Origin of the sequence: Pseudoalteromonas sp. SG43-4, from assembly GCF_014164325.1 — a bacterium.
GTDB classification, from domain to species: domain Bacteria; phylum Pseudomonadota; class Gammaproteobacteria; order Enterobacterales; family Alteromonadaceae; genus Pseudoalteromonas; species Pseudoalteromonas distincta.
In genome coordinates this window covers 27691-47844 of record NZ_JACJFB010000010.1, presented here as the reverse complement: position 1 = coordinate 47844, position 20154 = coordinate 27691, and the positions used below count along the sequence as shown (strand labels likewise).

13 protein-coding genes are annotated in these 20154 nt (G+C 36.4%); 7 read left to right on the top strand and 6 right to left on the bottom strand.

Features of this window, described 5'->3' with window-relative positions; genetic code table 11:
* Positions 1-7: 7 nt before the first annotated feature.
* Positions 8-4771 carry a PAS domain-containing protein gene (locus tag H5160_RS11375; protein ID WP_182695203.1) on the bottom strand — a complete coding sequence of 1588 codons (4764 nt, stop codon included), beginning with the start codon at positions 4769-4771 and terminating at the stop codon, positions 8-10.
* 251 nt (positions 4772-5022) lie between these two features.
* On the opposite strand from H5160_RS11375, the gene H5160_RS11370 reads away from it, so the two are divergent.
* From H5160_RS11370 to bfr (H5160_RS11350), 5 genes are all read left to right on the top strand, one after another.
* A complete protein-coding gene (locus H5160_RS11370; RefSeq protein WP_182695204.1) occupies positions 5023-5889 on the top strand; it encodes a cation diffusion facilitator family transporter in 867 nt (288 codons plus the stop codon).
* 114 nt (positions 5890-6003) lie between these two features.
* Positions 6004-7074 carry a PepSY domain-containing protein gene (locus tag H5160_RS11365; protein WP_182737477.1) on the top strand — a complete coding sequence of 357 codons (1071 nt, stop codon included), beginning with the start codon at positions 6004-6006 and terminating at the stop codon, positions 7072-7074.
* A 72-nt stretch (positions 7075-7146) separates the two neighbouring features.
* Entirely contained in the window at positions 7147-9282 is a 2136-nt protein-coding gene (locus tag H5160_RS11360) for a TonB-dependent receptor (protein WP_182712362.1), read from the top strand.
* Positions 9283-9554: 272 nt separating this feature from the next.
* Positions 9555-10025 carry a bacterioferritin gene (gene bfr / locus H5160_RS11355; RefSeq protein WP_002958985.1) on the top strand — a complete coding sequence of 157 codons (471 nt, stop codon included), beginning with the start codon at positions 9555-9557 and terminating at the stop codon, positions 10023-10025.
* A 12-nt stretch (positions 10026-10037) separates the two neighbouring features.
* The gene (gene bfr, locus H5160_RS11350; RefSeq protein WP_002958984.1) at positions 10038-10502 is read left to right on the top strand and encodes a bacterioferritin; all 465 of its coding nucleotides are present in this window, start codon (positions 10038-10040) and stop codon (positions 10500-10502) included.
* A 65-nt stretch (positions 10503-10567) separates the two neighbouring features.
* On the opposite strand, the gene H5160_RS11345 is transcribed toward bfr (H5160_RS11350), so the two are convergent.
* Complete coding sequence (locus H5160_RS11345) at positions 10568-10762, bottom strand: (2Fe-2S)-binding protein (RefSeq protein ID WP_002960627.1); 195 nt, start codon at positions 10760-10762, stop codon at positions 10568-10570.
* A 342-nt stretch (positions 10763-11104) separates the two neighbouring features.
* Between H5160_RS11345 and H5160_RS11340 the strand changes: the two genes are divergently transcribed.
* Positions 11105-11662, top strand: a complete 558-nt coding sequence (locus tag H5160_RS11340) for a TMEM165/GDT1 family protein (protein WP_182737476.1) — start codon at positions 11105-11107, stop codon at positions 11660-11662.
* Positions 11663-11723: 61 nt separating this feature from the next.
* Here the strand turns inward: H5160_RS11340 and H5160_RS11335 are convergent, their stop codons facing one another.
* The 3 genes from H5160_RS11335 to H5160_RS11325 form a co-directional block, all read right to left on the bottom strand.
* On the bottom strand, positions 11724-12248 hold the full coding sequence (locus tag H5160_RS11335; protein ID WP_024608847.1) for a DUF6436 domain-containing protein: 525 nt from the start codon (positions 12246-12248) through the stop codon (positions 11724-11726).
* Positions 12232-13698 carry a methyl-accepting chemotaxis protein gene (locus H5160_RS11330; protein ID WP_165723367.1) on the bottom strand — a complete coding sequence of 489 codons (1467 nt, stop codon included), beginning with the start codon at positions 13696-13698 and terminating at the stop codon, positions 12232-12234. Before H5160_RS11330 ends, H5160_RS11335 begins: the two co-directional genes overlap by 17 nt.
* A 146-nt stretch (positions 13699-13844) precedes the next feature.
* Complete coding sequence (locus H5160_RS11325) at positions 13845-14396, bottom strand: isochorismatase family protein (protein WP_182695210.1); 552 nt, start codon at positions 14394-14396, stop codon at positions 13845-13847.
* A gap of 166 nt (positions 14397-14562) precedes the next feature.
* Here H5160_RS11325 and H5160_RS11320 point away from each other — a divergent pair, with 166 nt between their 5' ends.
* Entirely contained in the window at positions 14563-19062 is a 4500-nt protein-coding gene (locus H5160_RS11320) for an EAL domain-containing protein (RefSeq protein ID WP_182737475.1), read from the top strand.
* A gap of 59 nt (positions 19063-19121) precedes the next feature.
* On the opposite strand, the gene H5160_RS11315 is transcribed toward H5160_RS11320, so the two are convergent.
* The gene (locus H5160_RS11315; protein WP_002960617.1) at positions 19122-20015 is read right to left on the bottom strand and encodes a cation diffusion facilitator family transporter; all 894 of its coding nucleotides are present in this window, start codon (positions 20013-20015) and stop codon (positions 19122-19124) included.
* Positions 20016-20154: the final 139 nt, after the last annotated feature.

Here is a 20154-nt window from a genome sequence, read left to right as displayed (position 1 = left end):
TTTTACCTTAAATATACTGCTCTAATTTATCTTTTAAAATATCTAATTGAATCGGTTTGCTCAAGTAGTCATCCATTCCAGCGGTTATACAACGCTCTTTATCAGAGTCCATTGCGTTAGCCGTAATAGCAATGATCCTAATGTTTTTGTGTTGTATACCTGCCATACCTTTACGTATAGCTGCAGTTGTAGCAAAGCCATCCATAACAGGCATCTGGCAATCCATAAGAACGAGCTTAAAGAAACCAGAATCGTGAGACTCTAATATATCTATCGCTAATTGACCATTTTCGGCAATTGTAACGTCACAATTAAGCTTTTTGAGCATTAATGTAGCCACTTGTCGATTAATTGGATTATCTTCTACAAGTAATATTTGGGTAGGTTCCTGCACCTTTTCTTTTTTAAGAGAGGAAATATAGCCTGAAGTAACAAGTGGGAGTGTCTCATCTGAATCATTACTTGTTATGACTGACAGTGCAGAAATTAAATCGGCAGTGGTTACAGGTTTGGGGAAATATGCCTGAAAGCCTGCATTAGAATAGCGCTGCGCACCTTCCATACCAGCAATACTGGTCATCATTACAAGTGGCATTGATTTATAATGTTCATGTGCTTTTAGTGCTTTACACAGCTCTATACCATCCATTCCTGGCATTTGCATATCAAGCACTGCAATGTCATACATGCAATTGTTACTTTTATACTGCTGCGCGCACATATCAAGAGCTTCGCGTGCGTCACATGCAAGCGCAACCTTAGCTCCCCAGTGCTCAAGCTGCTGTGAAATTACAATTCGATTTGTCTCGTTATCATCAACAACCAAAACGGTTAGCTCTTCCATATTAATATTAGGAATATAACGTTCTTTTTGATCTCCCGGAGTCAGCATTATAGTGGCAGTAAAAGTACTCCCTTTACCGGCTTCGCTAGTGAGAGAGATAGCCCCCCCCATTAGTTCACAAAGCTGCTTACAAATAGCCAGCCCTAAGCCACTGCCTCCATATTCACGCGTTGTTGATGCATCGACTTGAGAGAAAGGGGTAAATAATTGCTCTTGTTTTTCTAAACTTATTCCTATGCCTGAGTCCTTTATACTTACAACAAACTCTAAACCTTGAGCTACTTTATTAATTTTCGCGCTTACAACAACCTCGCCTTGACTCGTAAACTTAACGGCGTTGCTCAATAAATTAGTAATAACTTGGCGAATGCGCCCTGGATCGCCGCATAACTGCGAAGGCTCTAGCGCTACCAGATCCAAAATAATTTCAATACCTTTGTCTTGAGCTGTAAATGCTTGTGCGGCAGCAACTTCACCAATTAAATCACGTCCATTAAAGTTAATTTCTTCAAGCTCGATTTTACCTGCTTCAGCTTTAGAGAAATCTAAAATATCATTAATTACACCCAATAAAGAATGTGCACTTTTTTTGGCTATATCTACTTTTGTTTCTATTGGTTTAGATAGCGACTCTAATTGAACAAGCTCTAGCATACCGAGTACGCCATTCATCGGCGTTCTAATTTCATGGCTCATGGTTGCTAAAAATTGGCTCTTAGCAATGGCTGCATCTTCAGCTTTCACGAGTGCTACTTTTAGCTCCTCACTAATTACTTTTCGTTTTTGAGAAACTAAAGTGCTTCCCACTAAAGTAGCTAATGAGCGAAGATACGTTTCTTCACTTTGCGTCCAGTTGTGATGCTCGCCTACTGTTTCAGCGCACAAAATACCTAAATTACCATCGCCTGTTGCAATTACAGCATCAAGCATCGATTTAATATTTAGTGGTGTTACATATGCTTCAATAAAATCAACAGTTGCTGAGTGAGTATAAACATCATCAATAGCCACTAAATTATGTTTATAAATAGCATTAAAATAAGCTGGGTAGTCTTTAGCAGTTAAAATAGCGTCGGTATCTACAAACCCTTGACCATTTATATATAAGCAATGACACGTCATCACATCTCGTTTTTCGTTAAAGATCCATATCGAAGCTCGTGTAACATTTAGCACTTCACACATAGATTTAACGGCTAGCTTTTTAACCTGTTCTACATCACTATTTTGCACCTCAGGTGCGACTGTAAGCGCGGCTAAATTTTTGTTATAACGATTTGCTTTTTCGCTCTCAAGTTCAAGTCGTTTATGTGCATCAATACTTTGAAATGAACCAAACACACGTACACATTTACCGTCTTTAAGCTCAGCTTGGCCCATCGATTTAACCCAACGCTCTTGCCCAGAATAGGTCAAAATAATAAGCTCTACACTCCAGCTTTCACCTAAAGTCACTGCGCACTCAAATAAGGTACTTATAGTATCTCGGTGTATGCCTGGTTTATAAAAGTTAATAGCGGTATCTATGCTCGGTTCAAAGTCCTCTGGTACTTCGTGAATAACTTTAACTTCATCAGACCAATAAAGTGTATGCGCATCTAAGTCCATCTCCCATGCGCCAATCTGCCCTTGCTTACTCATTGATTCAAGTAGGCTTTGCTGACGATTTATTTTTAACTGTGTATTGTAACGCTCTGTAATATCAAAAATAAATCCATCTAAATACAATATGCTGCCATCATCTGCGTAAATGGCTTGGCCTTTTTCATTTACCCAATGTAAGGAGCCATCGCGGGCTGTAATCCTATACTCAACAGACCATGACTGCTTAGCGCTAACACAACGTAGAATTTCATCTTTTATTTTTTTAGAATCGTCTTCGCATATCAAATCAAAAAAGCTGGGGGGTTCATCATGTATCAACTCATCAGGTGAATAACCTGTTATTCCACTCGCTTGCTCGCTCATATAAAGCATGCTTAATTTATTATCAAACTTACATCGATAAATAATGCCAGGGATATTTGATACCAAAGATGCAAACCTATCGCGGCTTCCTTGTAGCTCAAGCTCTGTAGATTTTCGTTCTGATATATCTAAATGCGTACCTATCATACGTTTTGGAGAGCCATCGGTATTCCACTCAACTACTTTTGCAGTATCGAGTACCCAAATCCAATGTCCATTTTTATGCTTCATGCGGGCTTCACTAACAAAATAGTCAGTCTCACCGGCAAAGTGCTCTTGAAGTTTTTTATTTGATATCACTAAGTCGTCTGGGTGAGCATATGTATACCAAGTATCTATAGTACAAGGCTCAATCTCACTGAGTTTGTAACCTATTATCTCGGCCCAGCGGTTATTAAACGTCACTTTATTCGTATCAATATACCAATCCCAAATACCCACGGCTGTTGAGTCTATCACTAACTGTAACTGTGTTTTGTGTTGCTCAAGCTCTAGCTCTTGTACTTTCAGGGCTGTAATGTCATTACGAATAGCAATATAGTTTTGCGGTTTTCCATTTTCATCTAAAAATGGTGCAATCGTCGTATCTACCCAATATATGCCACCATGCTTAGCTTTATTGCATATTTGCCCGTTCCATATATCACCACGTTTAAGCGTTTTATACATATTTTTAAAAAATGCTTTTTCGTGTTTTCCTGAATTTAAAAGGCGATGGTTTTGACCTATTAATTCGTGTTCATCGTAGCCACTAATCTCACAAAATTTCTTATTTACAAAAGTGATGGTGCCATGCAAATCAGTTACAGCAACAATAGCGTGTTCATCTAATGCACTTTTTTGCTCGGCTAATTGTTTTAATGCAATTTGAAGTGCAGAGCGTTGCTTTTGTAATATACTGTGTTGCTCTTCTTTTACGGCTACTAAATTACGTAAACCCAATGAAAGCTGGTTAAACTCAATACTGTCGTTTATTACAGGGACTTTTACCTTATCTCCTTTTGTAATACTTTCAACAATTTTAGCTAAGTTAATTAAAGGTCTAGAAAGTCGACGCCCAAACCACCACGATGACGTTAATATAAGCAGCAATGCCCCCGCATTTGTTAATAAAGCAAGCTGTTTATAAAAATTAGCACCTTGTAGTGCAACTTCTTTTGGTTTTGTTACAAGTAATTGCCATCCAGATTCATTTAAAAACTCTAGAGAATCAATATACCCGTATAAAGTCTCTTCATTTTTATTACTGTAAGAAAAAACACGTTGCGTTGGGGAGCCGTTTTGAGAGAAAAATAGTGGTTGAGAATCTTCTGAATTATTATTTTTTTGAATTTTATTATTATGCATAACATAAAATGTTATGTCTTTATTTGCAGCGTGTATTTTACTTAGATTATTTAATAAGCCGTTTAAATTTATATCTGCGAGCAATATGGCTTGTAGCTTATTTTCGGTATTTACTAACGGTAAGCCAATAATATGATACTCACGCCCTGAGACTGTCATTGACTGAAATTGGATTTTACCTGTATTTTTAATACCAGAGAGTATGTTATTAAAACGTTGATCTTTAATAATATTAAAAAAGGGTGAGGAAGGTAGTGATTTAACGAGGTTTACATCAATAAGTTCTACATTATTAACAAAGTCGTACTGCTCAACAAATTGCGCTATTAATTGTTGTTTTTTAGTCGGGCTAATATCAAACTGCGCCCTAAGCAAATATAGATCCTTAACATGCTCTGCAAACCAAATATCAGCAAATTGCTTACCTATATTATTAAGCTCGTTTAGTTCAGCGTCTGCATTTTGCTTAAGCGTACTATTTACATGTCCAAGGCTAAACCAAGTAAGTATACATAGTGGCCCTAAGGCTATAATTATAAAGGTTATAATTAACTTACTTCGAACAGACTGTCCTTTACCTGTTAATTCATCAAAGTTTAAACCTTTGTGCATGCTTAATATCCAGCAACTTATAATCATTTAATATTACTTACATTAATGCACTAAATATATAAAGACGCAAGTTTTGAGCGGTAAACTCCTTAAAAAATGGGTGTTTAGCGTTACAATATTAAATTCACACTTTTTAAAATATACGCCTTTATTACTAACTTATAATTAGATTTATTGACGCTACCACATCTGTAGCGGTTTTAAACCAGCCATGATATAAGCAATATTCAATTAATACATTTGAGGTCATTATGGCGCACGATCACTCACATAGTCATGTAGACGAAAACCAGAGCGATAAACAGCTAACCGTCGCTGTGGTTATTAATGTATTGCTAACCGTAGCCCAAGTTATTGGCGGGGTATTTTCGGGCAGTTTGTCACTTATAGCCGATGCACTTCATAATTTAAGTGATGCTGCCGCTATATTTATCGCGCTCGTTGCACGTAAAATTGGTAATAAACCTGCTGACACCACTCATCATTTTGGCTATAAACGCGCTGAAATACTTGCCACACTTTTTAATAGCAGTACATTGATATTAATTGGTGTGTATTTAATTTTTGAAGCCATTTCGAGCTATTTAAACCCTCAACCAATTAATGGTTGGATAGTTGTGTGGGTGGCAGCAATAGCATTGATTATTGATTTAGCAACCGCATATTTAACCTACCGAGCTGGCGCAAATCACAGTATAAATATAAAAGCGGCCTTTATTCATAACGTATCAGATGCAATGGCATCTATTGTTGTTATTATTGCGGGCACCTTAATTATTTTATACCAGTGGTATATCGTTGACTTAATTGCCACTGTGCTTATTTCTCTTTATGTAATTTATCATGGCATTTTACTATTAAAGCAAAGCTGCAAAATTTTAATGCAAGCAGCGCCTAGCAATATTGATATACACGCAATATCACATGCTATTAGTAATGAATTTAATATCGAATCGGTAGTTAGCATTAAGCTTTGGCAACTAGATGATAAAGAAAATTATTGTGAGCTTATTATTGGCACTCAGCACTTAATTAATTTGCCAGCAGTAAAAAGCTTTTTACATGACAATTTTAATATTGAAAATTGCATAATAGAAATCCGACCAATCGCAAATTAAAGCCCAATTTAATGCTCTTAATAACAAGCTAAACCAAATACATAACTATTTAATTGAAAACAGCTCGTATTATCATTTACAATATTGTCATTAACTCATAATGAGATACCGTTTTTGAAACTTTGGTTACGTAGAATTCATTTAGGCCTTGCCCTAATTAGCGGACTATTTTTATTAATAGTGAGCCTAACCGGTGCTGTTATGATTTATGCAAAAGACATACAGCACCTAATAGAGCCTGAGAAATGGCAAGTAACACCCCAAAAAAACTTAATGCATTACGATGAACTTATACAAAATGTACAAGCTCAAACTAAGCAAAAAATCACCTTTTTTATGCCCGAACAAGCGCCAAACGCAGCATGGCAATTTCGGTTAGCCAATAAACACTACGCCAGTGTTAACCCCTACTCAGGGAGTGTACTAAACATCTATGAATCAACCGATACGATTTATGGGTTTGCTATGGGATTACATCGTTGGCTGTTGTTTGAAAACAGTAAAGGTGAAAAAACCTTTCGAAATTGGATGTCGGTGTGTGCATTGCTACTTTTAATAAATGTATTACTGGGCTTTTATTTATGGGTAAAGCCCAAAAACAGAGTTAAACGTTTAGCTATAAAACCAAAAGCCAAATTTAGAGTGCTCATGTATCAATTACATACAGTGCTTGGTGTTTACTTTTTTATACCGCTTATGCTGATTGCCTTTACTGGTATGGCATTTAACTGGAAAACACAAACTCAATCGGTATTAGAATTTGTGACCTTAAACAAGGTAGAACAAAGACCTAAAGCACCAAAAGTAATAACCCCTTCTCAAGCTACTTTAAACTACAATGAAGCAATTAAAAATGCAGAGAACGTATTTCCAGACGGTAAATTATATAGAATTTACTTACCTAAAAAGGATAACGAAGCAATTGCACTGAGAATGCAAAACCCTGGCGAAAGTCACGCTTACAGCTGGGTTTGGACTAACCCATTTACGGGTAAAGTATTAAACTCATTTGACGCCAGTAAAACAAACTTCACAACACAAGCATGGAACTTCAAATATAAGTTTCACATTGGTGATTTTGCAGGTCCTATCGTGCAGTTTTTATGGTTATTAATAGCCCTTTCACTCGCATTTTTTATTGTAAGCGGTGTGTATTTCTGGTTAAAACGCCATAAATGGAAATAAATCTCATTAACACTTGTGCCATTAGTTGATAATAATTACCATTACGTAAATTATTATCAACTAAGACACCCCATGTTAAAAACTTCGCTTTGCCTTATTGCTGTTGCAATAAGTACTAACACGTTAGCAAATGAAAATAATAAAAATGAATACAATTCTGATCAATTTGAGCATGTCATTGTTTCAGGCAGCCGTATATCAGAAAGCATTGACGAAGTACCAGCCTCGATCACCGTTATTAATCAGCAACAAATACAACAGCATTTAAAAGTAAGCTCAGAATTGGGAAGTTTACTCGCGCAAATGGTTCCTGGCCTTGCCCCAGATACTGGTAGTTCAAGTAATTCAGGACAAACACTACGCGGCCGTGCGCCATTAATAATGATTGATGGCGTACCGCAATCAACCCCTCTTCGTAATGGTTCTTTAGGCGTAAAAACGTTAGACGCCAGCGCAATAGCGCGCATTGAAGTCATAAAAGGCGCAACGTCTATTTATGGTAATGGTGCATCAGGTGGCATTATTAACTACATAACAAAACAAGCGCGTAGTGATGGTAAACCGGAAGGCGAAATAAGTATTTCAAGCCGCTTTAGCGCTGTTAAATTAGCAGAAAGTGGTGGCGGTAGAGTATCAGCCGCAGTAAACGGTAAGCTCGACCAACTAAGCTACCTGTTAACGGCAAGCTATGAAGAAAACGGCGTACAACGCGATGCACAGGGCGATATTTTAGGCTTGCAATATGGTTTATCAGACTCTGAAACTCAAAACTATTTTACCAAACTAACTTATGATTTTGACGACGAAAAGCAACTGCAGTTCAGCTATAACTTTTACAGCTCACAGCAAAAAACTGATTTAGGCGATGTTACTGGCGATGGCAATATAGGGGAAAAAACATACGCTATACACGTCCCATTAGCGCTTCAAAAACAAGGTAAACCGCAAGGCCCAGAAGGCAACGAAAATATAACCCTAAAATATGTTGATTACGCGTTGTTTGAAAACACACAAATGACCCTCGATCTGTATAAACAAAATATAGAAAACGTATTCTTTTTCTCAACCGCTTTAGCCAATCTTGATGAAGGTTATAGCGGTGGTCAATCGGTTATTAAATCAGACAAGCAAGGTGCAAGAGCTACATTTAATAGCCAGTTTGATTTTGAAAACCTAACAGCCACTCTAATCTACGGTATTGATGCCTTAAACGATAAAACATCGCAACCTTTAGTAGATGGCCGTGTGTGGGTGCCAGAAATGGACATGAAAAGTGTGGCTGGCTTTTTACAAACCAAATGGGTAATAAACGACGATATTATTGTAAAAGCGGGTGTAAGAAACGAAAGCATTGATTTGAGTGTAAGTGACTACCAAACGCTAAAACTTTGCAAAACCGTATCTCAATGTTCAGTACCATTAAATGTGCGTGGTGATACCATAAACTATGACGCTACAACGTATAATGCAGGCATAAAATACAATTTAACAGATGCATTCAGCCCATTTTTTAGTTATTCACAGGGCTCTGATATTTCTGATATTGGTCGCCTACTTCGCGCTGCAACTGTTGACGATATTGCACTTGTTCAAACACAAGCCTCAATAATCGACAATTACGAAATTGGTTTTACCTCACAGTTTGAAAACGTACGTTTTGAATTTGCTCTTTACAGAAGTACCTCAGAGCTTGGTACAAGTAATGAGTATAATGAAGTAACGGGTGTTTACGAACCCGTACGTGCACCACAAGAAATATGGGGTTACGAAGGGTTAGTTAATTATACTATTAACCAAGACCTTAAATTAAGCGCCACATACAGTTACGTAGAAGGTAAAAACACCGAAGCTGATGATTACCTAGGCGCAAGCCAAATTAGCCCACCCAAAGCAACGGCGAATGTAACGTGGCAAACAAATGACGAGCTATCGCTTGCAATGAGCTTTTTATATGTAGGCGACAGAAAGCGCTTTGATAAAAATGCACAGGGCCAATACTCTGGCGATCAGGGCCCTGTTAGTAGCTACAACACATTCAACTTAAGTGGCCAATACAATGTTAACGCCAGGTGGAGTGGGTATTTTGGAATAGAAAACCTATTTAATAGCGATTACTACCCTGCCCGCGCACAGGCTTACACCTACGGTGGATATAATATTAAAGGATTAGGCACAACCGCAACGCTGGGTGCTAAATACCAGTTTTAATTAGTGATAGACTCAATAAATAGGCATCAGCATGCCTATTTATTTAAAAAGATAATATGAAAAGCAGTATCTCTACTTATTGTTTATAAATACCTCTAGTAATCATTCTCAGATACTAATACAAATAAAAAACTGTCCATAAACCAAGCAGTAACGCAAACTTAAATAAGAATCAAAACCAATAGTAACGCAATGATTTTTATAGAGAAAACTTGCAATATAGGCTATATGTACTACACTGCATACAATTGAAATAGTTGAGGCGATTTATCATGAAAGGTAATCAAAAAGTAATCGATGCGTTTAATACATTGTTAGCTAACGAATTAGCAGCAATCGATCAGTATTTTATACACTCGCGCATGTATGACGACTGGGGTTTAAACAAACTATACGAGCGCCTTAACCACGAAATGGAAGAAGAAAAAGATCACGCAGACTGGCTTATTAAGCGCATCTTGTTTTTAGAAGGTGTACCAAATATGACTAAGCGCCGTGATTTACTTATCGGTAACGATGTAAAAAGCATGATGCAAAACGATTTAACACTAGAGCTTGAAGTAGTTGCGTGTGTTAAAGACGTAATCGCAATATGTGAAGAACAACAAGATTATCAATCTCGTAGCATTTTAGAAAAGCTGTTATTTGATACCGAAGAAGATCATGTTTACTGGTTAGAGCAACAACTTGGTCTAATTGATAAAATTGGTTCTGAAAATTATCATCAAGCACAAATGGCTTAGTAGGAGCATATTATGAAAGGCGATAAAGACGTTATTGCAGCGCTTAATAAAGTACTCGCTAATGAGCTTGTTGGTATTAACCAATACTTTTTACATGCACGTATGTTTAAAGATTTTGGCTTTACACAGCTTGATAAAGCAGACTACAAAGTATCAATTCAAAAAATGAAAAACGCTGATCGTTTAATTGAACGTATTTTGTTTTTAGAAGGCTTACCAAATCTTCAAGACCTAGGCCGATTACGTATTGGTGAAAACAGCGAAGAAATGATTGCTGCTAACATGAGTTTTGAACTCGATACTATTGACGAGTTACGAAGCGCCGTTAAACTGGCTGAAAGTAAAAAAGATTACATTACCCGTGAAGCCCTTGATCACATTTTAAATGAACAAGAAGAGCAAATTGATTGGTTAGAAACCCAACAATTACTTATTAAAAATACGGGTATCAAAAACTACTTACAGTCTCAACTGTAAATAGTAACAAGCATAAAAAAAGCAGCTAAAAAGCTGCTTTTTTTATATCTAAATTTTATATGTAATTAAGCAACTTGATCCGTTACATCCGCAATTTGAATAAGTCTGCGATTAAGGATCTTTTTAGTACAACCACAACACTTACCGCATTGGCTGCCTACTTTAAGCTCTTTGGTTAATTCACGCATGGTCGTTGCACCATCGTCAATTGTTTGCTCAATTTTTTTATCAGTCACACCGTGACAAAGACAAATATACATCAATACAAACCGTGTTAATTACATTCAATAGGTGCATACTAATCTAAACGACAATTGTTATCAATAGCTTCCTCACTAATAAATATAAATTATTTATTAGAATATGGTATTTGTTCTCTTAACTATATTTACCTAAAAGTAAAGTTATGGAATAATGGCCGCCTCTTAGGGGAGTAGCCCGCTCAGTAATGAGTAAACTTATCAACATAATTGCACCTCATGTGCATGGTAAGTTTGTAATGTTGTAGCAAGCGTTATCGGCGAGACCTAGGTAGACACTATCCTCATGGCGGGAGATAGTTGTTTGCCTTGGTTTAGTATTCCCGCCTGTAAGAATCAATAATGGAAGTTTTTTTAACCTCAACCGTCACTGTTACACTTGCCGAAATTGGCGATAAAACCCAGCTTTTATCACTCCTGTTAGCTGCCCGTTTTCGTAATAAAAGCGCACTTTTTCTTGGTATTTTAGCCGCAACTTTACTCAATCATGGCCTATCAGCGTGGTTTGGGCAGTGGTTAAGTAATAGTTTTTCTTCTGAATATTTACCTTGGCTTGTAAACATCAGCTTTATTATTGTTGGCCTTTGGCTATTAGTTCCAGACAAAGACGAAGATGTAAGTAATAAATACGATAGCTACGGGGCTTTTTTAGTCGCTTTTGTATTATTTTTTATTGCAGAAATTGGTGATAAAACACAAATAGCGACAGTGTTGCTAGGCGCACAATATCAGTCTGTGTTTTGGGTAACGGTAGGAACCACGTTAGGTATGCTAATTGCTAACGTGCCTGTTATATATGCTGGTAATGCATTACTAAAAAGAATATCTCTAAACACCGTACGTGCTATTGCTGCTTGTGTGTTTGTGTCATTAGGTATTTATGGCTTAGTTACAATTTAATCAATGTTAAAGCTCGAACCTATTAATTTAAGTGCGAGCTTTAATTTTTTCTGCACGTTATTTATGCATTGTTTACACAGTAACACCCCTTGGTTTGCGTAATTAAAAGGTTGGAATTAAAACCTGCAGCTAAATTAGTGACCGCAGTTTCAACAAAGCCACTTCCTTGGGCACACGCTAATCCTTCAGAGAGCGGACCGGCATAAACAAACTCACCGTTTTTATTAATAATAACGGCGGCAGGCGTTGCCGGAATAACGTGTTTAAGCTTTGGTGTTAATTCAACTTGTACAACCTTCATAGCTTTATTGGCAGCAAAAGAGCTTAACGATGAAATATGTGGTTTAGCCTGTATGGTGCACCCGCAATTTTTTTCAGTTATAAGCACTAACGACGCTTCATTAGTGTCAACCCAGTCCAATTGCTTTTTAAAGTTATTAAACCAGTGCTTTTGCAATAAAACTTTTGAGCTATCAAACGGTTTAAGTTGCTCTAACTGAAAATAAACTAACCCTGCAACAACACAAACAAGCCATATAGCTATAAGCGAAAATACAAAAGAGTTAGATTTATTTAAACTTGGCAATGCTTTGCTCTAATACATCAATACTTACATCGATTAACTGCACCTTAGCGGTTAACTGCTGCACTATTTGCGTATCTTGGTACTGATTTTGGCGCATAGTATCAGTACTGCTTGCTATTAACTCGGTATTACCTGCCTGCTCCGCTACCACTTGTGCAACTGAGTCAGAGCTTGAAGATACTGCGGCTATTTGCTCGCTCATTGCTGAAATATTTTCTTTCATTGCAGCACTAATACTTGTTAAATCAACTACAAAACTCACACACTGACTCATTGATTGCGTTGACGTTTTACTATTATTAACAAGATCTTTTAATGTAAGACTAATTTTATCTGTTGTTGCTTTACTGTGGTTAGCCAAAGATCTTACCTCATCAGCAACAACAGCAAAACCTCGACCGTGTTCGCCTGCGCGGGCAGCTTCAATAGCTGCATTTAAAGCAAGTAGGTTTGTTTGCTCAGCAATGCCTGATATTTCATTAAGAAGCCCTGAAATAACATCGCCAGCTGCCACTAAGTGATTTATTTTTTCTTCGGTATGATTAAGCAGTGTTAACAACTCTCTACTTTTAGCGTCTGTTTGAAGCACTTCTTTTAATGCATCACCTGCAGATTGTGTAATATGGTCAACTTGGCGCTTAAGCACCTCACTTTCTTCTTCTACAAGTTTAAAGCCATTGGCAACTTGAGCGCCAGAATTAGCAATATCATCGGTTTGTTGTGTGCGTTGAACCGCACCACTCGCTAACTGATCGTGTACATCAATAAGCTCTTGTGAGTTTTTTTGCAATGATTCTGATTGTGTTTGTACCTGTTTAATAACATCAGATAAGTAATCTAGTAATGTGTTAAATCCTGCTACAGCTTCGCTTTTAGTGTCATCCGCGCGAAGAGAGAGTTTAATGTTTTCAGGATCTTTCATTATTTGTTCTGTCGCATAACTTAAAGATAAGCCCGCACGACGTTCCCGTTGCAGCGTTTTTGCAATATAGCCTGCAACTAATACTTCAACTATTGCGTATCCAGCATGAATTAGCACCGTAGTAAAAGCGAGTCTATCAGGGTCAAATACGTAAAAACCCGTATTTTGAGTTTGTAAATAATAAAAAGATAAATGATGTACCGCTACAAAAATAATAGCGGTAATAAACACTCGCCACTGTACAAAAACAATTAACATGGGCATTAAAATAAATATTTCAAAATGGACTTCAATCAGCCCAAAAGTTTGTTGTATGTGCAAAAAAGAAAACATCATTATGGCGGCAGCTACCACATGGGGGATAATAGGGCTATCACCTTGTGTTTTTAAAAGCCATATAGGTAATAAACACAATGGCAAACCTATCATAAAAGCCTGCGCTAATGTGTCGAAATACAAGCCTATAGCAATAGACTCGACAAACAAAAGACTGAAAATAATTGTAAATAACCGGCCAATACTAGACATAAGAACCTTAAAATTGTTGTTTGCATTGTTGTTTTATAAAGCAGTCTGCAATATACGTATATAAACGAGTTTCAGTTTACTTAACACAATAATTAACTAACGACACATCAAAGCAATACATTTTATTTACATTACATGCATGCGGTCTACTTAATTATAGGCAGTATTTTCTTAAACGTAGGCGTAGCAGCTTTTTTTGTCCATTGAAAAATTACTATTTCAGCGCATGAAATTACAGCTCCAGCTTGACGTAGCTGCTCAATCGCCAAATTTTTATGTTGTGGGTTTCTCGAACCAACTCCGTCGTAAACAATAATAACTTCAAAGTCATTTTCTATTAAATCTAAGCATGTTTGTAAAACACACACATGTGCTTCAGTTCCCACAACAACAACTTGCTTTTTACCATGGCTTTTTAACGTATCAACAAAACCAGGCTCTGCACACGCACTAAAGTACGTTTTATGAAAATACGTGGCATTAGGTAACGTATTTTTAATTTGCTGATTAGTCTCGCCCAAACCTTTCACATATTGCTCCGTTACTAAACATGGAACGCCATGAATAATACCCGCTTGAGCTAACTGCAATGTGCTTTTTAAAATATTCGGAAAATCTTTAATTGCAGGAGCAAGCAACTCTTGTAAGTCTATAACTAATAACACGCTGTTTTTTGCATCAATATTAGAGAAAAGCACTATACTCTCCTTATAAGCATTTACTATTATCTGTATAGAGTAGCTCACTATTTAAAAATAGAACTTTTAGCGTTATGTATATTATTTGTAATTAAAAAATAAAAACTTATGCTATATTTACTATCTAGCTAAGCATCATCCTATCTTCCACTGAGAGTGTTTATAAGTGCGTTTGAGCAAATTTTTTTTTCATATCACCATTACTTTTTTACTATGCATCCAAAGCACTTTTGCATCACAAAACTATGCTCAGCAATTACAACGAATTTCTACTGACGAAGGCCTATCACAAAGTTACGTTTTGCAGACTCAAGAGGATGATATTGGTTATATTTGGATAGCAACCCAACAGGGTTTAAACCGTTTTGATGGATATAATGTAAAAACTTTTAGTGGCGGCTTTGGCCTGGATAAACACTATATTTATGCATTATTTAAAGCCGAAGACGGAAAAATCATTGTCTCAACAGATCTTTCTGGTGCCTATATAATAGATCCCCTCACTTTAAAAACCGAAAAAATCTATTCTGGTCAAATAGATAAAGAACAAAAAATGTTCTCTCCGATCTCTGCAATGACTCAGCAACAAGGTACTTTTTACTTCGCCATAGATGCCCAAATATATACATTTGATGAGACGAGTAAACGCTTCACATTTAAGCTAATCCTGCCAAATAAAGGTGACTACATTCGGTCATTAACAATATATAAAAACACTTTATATATTGGTACAAATGATGGTTTATACACTGCAAATATAGATAATTCAGAACTTGGAAAAATACCTCTTCATCCCCCTGAAAAAAATACGATAGATAATGTAAACGTCAAATTCTTAAGTGTTGATAATGAATTAGGATTACTTGTTGGTACTGTTGAAGGCATGTATCAATTAGCATTTGATAATAAAAAAAATATATCTGCAGCAAATATTACAACTTTAATCCCTGATTATAATATATGGGATTATGCCAATACTGTTTACGGGGAGTTTGTAGCAACCGAAAGTGGATTGTTCAGTTATCACCGCGAAACCAAAGAACTAGAATTCGTATTAAATTATGAAAAAAGTAAGTTTAATATTAATGAAAACTCAATAAACGATTTAATGGTTGATAAGTCCGGCGTACTTTGGCTCGCATCTAGGACCCAGGGCGTGTTTACATGGCCAATTAAAACCCGACGGTTTAAACACATTACTTTACCCGGTAACAATACTGTTCATGCCACCTACCAAGACAAAAATAATATTATTTGGTTAGGAACAGAAGATGGAATTGCACGGTACGACAAAGCAACAAATAAAAGTGATGTATATCTGAGCTCAACCGACTCAAAAGCAATATACGGGGCATCTGCCGTTTATGATATTTTTGCGTCTTCAATTGGTGATAATCAATTCCTTTGGCTTGTTACTTTCGATGGTTTTAAACTGTTTGATAAACAAACGGGTAAAATTATTGAAAATAAAGACACAGAAAAAGATGTAATTAACCAATCCAACTTATTTGGCTTTGCCCAGTTATCTGCAGACACATATGCATTTATGTCGGATGATAATTTTTATGTTTTTAATGAAACAACAGGAAAAACAAGAATTATTAAGGGGCTCAAAGAGCAAGCCGATCCTTTATTTTCTTACGCTTTTTATAAACACCTCGACACACATCCTGAAGAGTTTGTACTTGGCACATCAAAAAGCTTCCTTAGGTACAACGAAAAAACGAAAACTTTAACGACTATATTTCAGTCTTTTAATCCTAAAGAAGATATTTTTTACACTGTAGAAAACTTTTACTTAGACTCAAAACGAAACATTTTATGGTTAGCAACCACTCACGAAGGTTTGCTCGGCGTTGACCCCGTTACTTATGAAAGAAAGCACTATATAGGATTAAAAAATTCGTTTAATACTGATTCTATCTATTCACTACTTCCTGATGAAAACGGCTTTTTATGGGCAAGTACCGACAATGGTCTGTATCAAATAGACCTAGATACACTCAATGTAGTGAGTTTTTCAGTAAAAGACGGTTTGAATATAAACCAATTTACACCAATAGCGGCAGCAACACTAAGCGATGGCAGGCTTATGTTCGGCAGTAATGCTGGAGCCTTACTTTTTAATCCGTTAGACTTTAATGAAAAAGAACAACTACAAAAAAGTAATCTAGCCATTACTGATATTAGCCTCCTTACTAGGGAACTCAATTACAATCCTCATAAATACCTTAGCAAACCACTTGAATTAAATTATGAAGACATGGGATTGACGGTTAGCTTTTCTAACTTCTCTTACCCTAATATTGATAAAGCATATTATAAAGTAATCCTTTTAGGGCCTACGTCTCTAACATATGAAGATTTACAATCTAATCAAGTGTTTTTCACAAAGCTTCAACCTGGTAATTACTCACTAAAAATATCAGCACATAATCGTGATGGTATTATTACAAGCGAGCCTACAACACTTAATATCAACGTGGCGTATGCTCCTTGGAGATCGCCCATTGCTATAGCCGCCTACATTATTTTAATTCTTGGGGTGTTATTTTTTATTTTTTGGCAGTATCGCAGCCGCCGAGTAGCAATTGAACAAGCCCATAGAGCGACTATTCATTCGCAAAAGCAAACAGAACTCGCGCTTAAAAATAATAAAAGCGGCGTATGGGATTATAACTTTAAAGACGCTTCCGTAAATACGCTCAGAGGAAGTGAATTGGGCTATACAGACTTACCAGAACGCGTGCATATAGATCAATTTTTAGCGTTGATACACCCTGACGATCGACGTCGTTTTGAAAACCAATGGGAAAACTACTTCAAGTACAAAAAACAACAAAACTGGCAAGCAACTTACCGTTTACAGCATAAAAATGGCCATTGGCTCTGGTATCAAGATACAGGGCAAGTTATATACGATCCTCAAACAAATGAGCCTCTATATGTTTCTGGCATATATACCAATATCACCGAGCAACGAGCTAATGAGCAACAAGCAAAAATTTTAGGTGAAGCGTTTAGCCAAATAAACGATTGGTTACTTATACTCGATAAGCGTTTAATGCCATTTTCTGCGAACAATAGTTTTATTGAAACATTTTCAAACGAGCAAACGGCCACCAAAATTAGCCCTAAATTGTTTATTAAAGCAATTGGTAAAGATAAGTGCAGAGAGTTTGCTAGTATTTTAAAAAAATTAAAACCAACTGAAAACTGGCAAAGTGATGTTTATATAAAAACAGCAAGAAATAATGAACACCCAATACATATAAGTGCCACAGCTGTAACAAAAGACACTGCAAGTTACTATGTGATTGTTATTACAGATTTAACTGAACAAAAACGTGCTGAAAACGAACTGCGCTATTTGGCTAATTTTGACCCTCTAACACATCTACCTAATCGTAGTTTAATGTATCAAAACATTGAAAAGGCGATTAAATATGCCGATAAAAACAATACCCAATGCGCATTATTATTTATTGATTTAGATAAGTTCAAACCTGTTAATGACTCTTTTGGTCATGCAGTAGGTGACAAGCTTTTATGTAATATTACCCAAAGAGTAAGCGGCATGCTTAGCGAAGACGCTATACTTGGCCGCCAAAGTGGTGATGAATTTTTAGTGCTGATTCAAAATATAAAATCACTCCAATCTCTTCGCGATACCGTAAGAAAAATTAGTAATGAATTAGCTAATAAAGTAATTATTGAAGACTTTTCTATTAATATTTCAGCAAGTATTGGCGTAGCTCTATACCCATTCGATGCTGTAACCACAGATATACTCATCCGTAATGCCGATGTTGCAATGATGCACGCTAAGCAAGGCGGGAGAAACGACTTTAAGTTTTTTAGCGATGAAATGAATGAGCTAATAAAACAAAAGTTACTGCTTGAAAATGATTTAAAAGATGCAGTAAAGGACAACCGATTTTTTAATCACTACCAGCCTATTATCGACATAGAAGAAAAAACAATAAATGGCGTGGAGTTACTCATGCGCTGGAAAAATGAAGGCCAGTTAATATCTCCAGCTCTTTTTATTCCTGTAGCTGAGGAAACCGGTTTAATAGAACTTCTTACTGAGCAAGCCTTGCACCGTTCACTAATTGAACTTGCGCCTATACTCAGCGAAAACCCGTTGTTTTATATATCTTTAAACTTATCGCCTAAACACATTTTAAAAACAAACATAACACAGCGGTTAATGGCTATATTAGCGGACTCTCAAGTTCATCCAAGACAATTAAGGCTCGAAATAACAGAGAGTATTTTATTAGAAGATAAGCTTAAAGCAGCCAAACAGCTGCAAAACCTAAAAGCTGCTGGGTTTAAATTACTGCTTGACGATTTTGGTACAGGATACTCATCACTCACCTACTTAAGCCAATTCCCTATTAATGTTATTAAGATAGATCAAAGCTTTGTAAATAGTATTGGTATAGATAAGGGAGATGAATCAATTATTAAAACTATTTTTTCATTGGCAGAAAACTTAGATCTATACTGCATTGCAGAAGGAGTAGAAACGCGCGAACAGATGCTCTTTTTAGCCGAGGTTGGCTGCCATGTATTACAGGGTTATTACTTTGCAAAACCAATGAATGCTAAAGACTTACGTAAAAGCGATTGTTTTAGCAATATCATTGATTTGATTTGATTTGAAACATTAAAAGCGTGCTAATCATTATTACACGCTTTTATATTAATTAGATGCTATTAATGGATATGATGGCATTCATGGCTTTCAATTTGTAATACACTATTACGTACATTAAATTTTTCGGCTAATAATTGCTCTACTTTCATACGACACGCTTCATCATGTTTTTCAATCGTACAATGTTGTTTAAGGACAACGTGTGCGCCTACTACAATACCATTATATTTGCGCGTTACAGTGACATTATGGACATTATGAACATGTTCCATATCTGTAATTTTACTTTCAATATCAGTAACTTTAGGAAGTTTCGCTTTATTTAGGCGTAAACCTTTTATACAACTAATTATGACCTTAATACCGGTGAATAATACGAAAGAAGCAATTAACATACTCGATAAAATATCGATTACAACCCAGCCTGTAAAATATATAAGAATACCGGCAACAAATGTCGATACGGTAGAAATCAGATCAAAGAATGAATGTAAAAATACCGCGTACACATTAATACTCGCTTTGCGGCCTTTATATAAAACCCATGCAGCAGCCCCATGAAATAAAAAACCAATAGCAGCAATAACCGACATTAAATAACTATTGATAGCCAGCTCATTTCCTTCATGTTGGTGTATATAGCGCTCACCACCTTCATACAAAATAATTAAACTGATTGCTAGGTATAAAAACCCGTTCACTAGGCCACCAAAAAGCTCTGCTCGTTGATGGCCATCGTTATAGGTTTTGGCAAAATGAATAGCGAGACTTGATGCTATCAGTGCGATGAATAACGAGCTATTGTGAACAAACAAATGCCCCGCATCAGCAAGAACAGCAAGCGAATTAGAATAATAAGCACCTATAACCTGAATTACCATAAACGAACACGTAATTGCTAGCGCAATGAGTAACCGACGACGAGAAGCTTGGTGTGTAGTGATTTCTGTCATGAAATGCTTGAATAACCTATACTTAAAGTGCAAATAAGCCAAAGATGGCTTAGAGTAGAAATGGGTAATGATATACAGTATCAATTATAATACGTACTGCCCGCAAACGCACTAAAAACTTAGTAAATCAAAAAAAAAT